The sequence below is a fragment of the Shewanella sp. SG44-2 genome, assembly GCF_014164215.1.
Lineage (GTDB): Bacteria > Pseudomonadota > Gammaproteobacteria > Enterobacterales > Shewanellaceae > Shewanella > Shewanella frigidimarina.
In genome coordinates, this window is the sequence record NZ_JACJEU010000053.1 from 3,364 (window position 1) to 5,028 (window position 1,665).

General features: G+C 50.4%; 2 rRNA genes (1 of these 2 only partly in view). Both read left to right on the forward strand.

The features are described from left to right. Nucleotides 1–1,309, forward strand: a 23S ribosomal RNA gene (locus tag H5181_RS20935); it begins 1,638 nt to the left of the window's first position. Nucleotides 1,310–1,510: 201 nt separating this feature from the next. Further along, nucleotides 1,511–1,626: ribosomal RNA gene (gene rrf, locus H5181_RS20065) — 5S ribosomal RNA — on the forward strand. The last annotated feature ends 39 nt before the right edge of the window (nucleotides 1,627–1,665 follow it).

The window sequence follows — 1,665 nt, forward strand, 5'->3', positions numbered from 1 at the left end:
GGGAATCGTACCCCAAACCGACACAGGTGGTCGGGTAGAGAATACCAAGGCGCTTGAGAGAACTCGGCTGAAGGAACTAGGCAAAATGGTACCGTAACTTCGGGAGAAGGTACGCTGCTGTTGGTGATGGGACTTGCTCCCTAAGCTGACGGCAGTCGCAGATACCAGGTGGCTGCAACTGTTTATCAAAAACACAGCACTGTGCAAAATCGCAAGATGACGTATACGGTGTGACGCCTGCCCGGTGCCGGAAGGTTAATTGATTGGGTTATCTTCGGAGAAGCTCATGATCGAAGCCCCGGTAAACGGCGGCCGTAACTATAACGGTCCTAAGGTAGCGAAATTCCTTGTCGGGTAAGTTCCGACCTGCACGAATGGCGTAATGATGGCCACGCTGTCTCCAGCCGAGACTCAGTGAAGTTGAAATTGCGGTGAAGATGCCGTATACCCGCGGCTAGACGGAAAGACCCCGTGAACCTTTACTATAGCTTGGCACTGAACATTGAACCTACATGTGTAGGATAGGTGGGAGACTTTGAAGCTTGGACGCTAGTCTGAGTGGAGTCAATCTTGAAATACCACCCTTGTAGTTTTGATGTTCTAACTCTGGCCCCTTATCGGGGTTGAGGACAGTGCCTGGTGGGTAGTTTGACTGGGGCGGTCTCCTCCCAAAGAGTAACGGAGGAGCACGAAGGTTGGCTAAGTACGGTCGGACATCGTACGGTTAGTGCAATGGCATAAGCCAGCTTAACTGCGAGACATACACGTCGAGCAGGTACGAAAGTAGGTCATAGTGATCCGGTGGTTCTGAATGGAAGGGCCATCGCTCAACGGATAAAAGGTACTCCGGGGATAACAGGCTGATACCGCCCAAGAGTTCATATCGACGGCGGTGTTTGGCACCTCGATGTCGGCTCATCACATCCTGGGGCTGAAGTCGGTCCCAAGGGTATGGCTGTTCGCCATTTAAAGTGGTACGCGAGCTGGGTTCAGAACGTCGTGAGACAGTTCGGTCCCTATCTGCCGTGGGCGTTGGATGATTGAAGGGAGCTGCTCCTAGTACGAGAGGACCGGAGTGGACGAACCGCTGGTGTTCGGGTTGTCATGCCAATGGCATTGCCCGGTAGCTACGTTCGGAATCGATAACCGCTGAAAGCATCTAAGCGGGAAGCGAGCCCTAAGATGAGTCATCCCTAGAGCTTTAAGCTCTCTAAAGGGCCGTAGGAGACTACTACGTTGATAGGCAAGGTGTGTAAGCGTTGTGAGGCGTTGAGCTAACTTGTACTAATGACCCGTGAGGCTTAACCATACAACCCAGATGGGTTTTACTGATACGACTTAGTATTAGAATGAGGCGCTTAAACAGTGGTCATAAAATGCTCCATGCGTTTATGACATCAAGTACATCCGTGTACTTGTTGAATTCAAGACTCTTGATAGAGTAAAAGCAATCAGCTTTCCGAATTATTATTTAATGCATCAAGAATAGTGCGTTAGATAAACAAATTTGTCTGGAAACCATAGAGCTGTGGCACCACCTGATCCCATTCCGAACTCAGAAGTGAAACACAGTATCGCCGATGGTAGTGTGGGGTCTCCCCATGCGAGAGTAGGTCATTTCCAGGCGCCTAATTGACTTGAAAGAGTCGTGAAACAGCCCGCTAT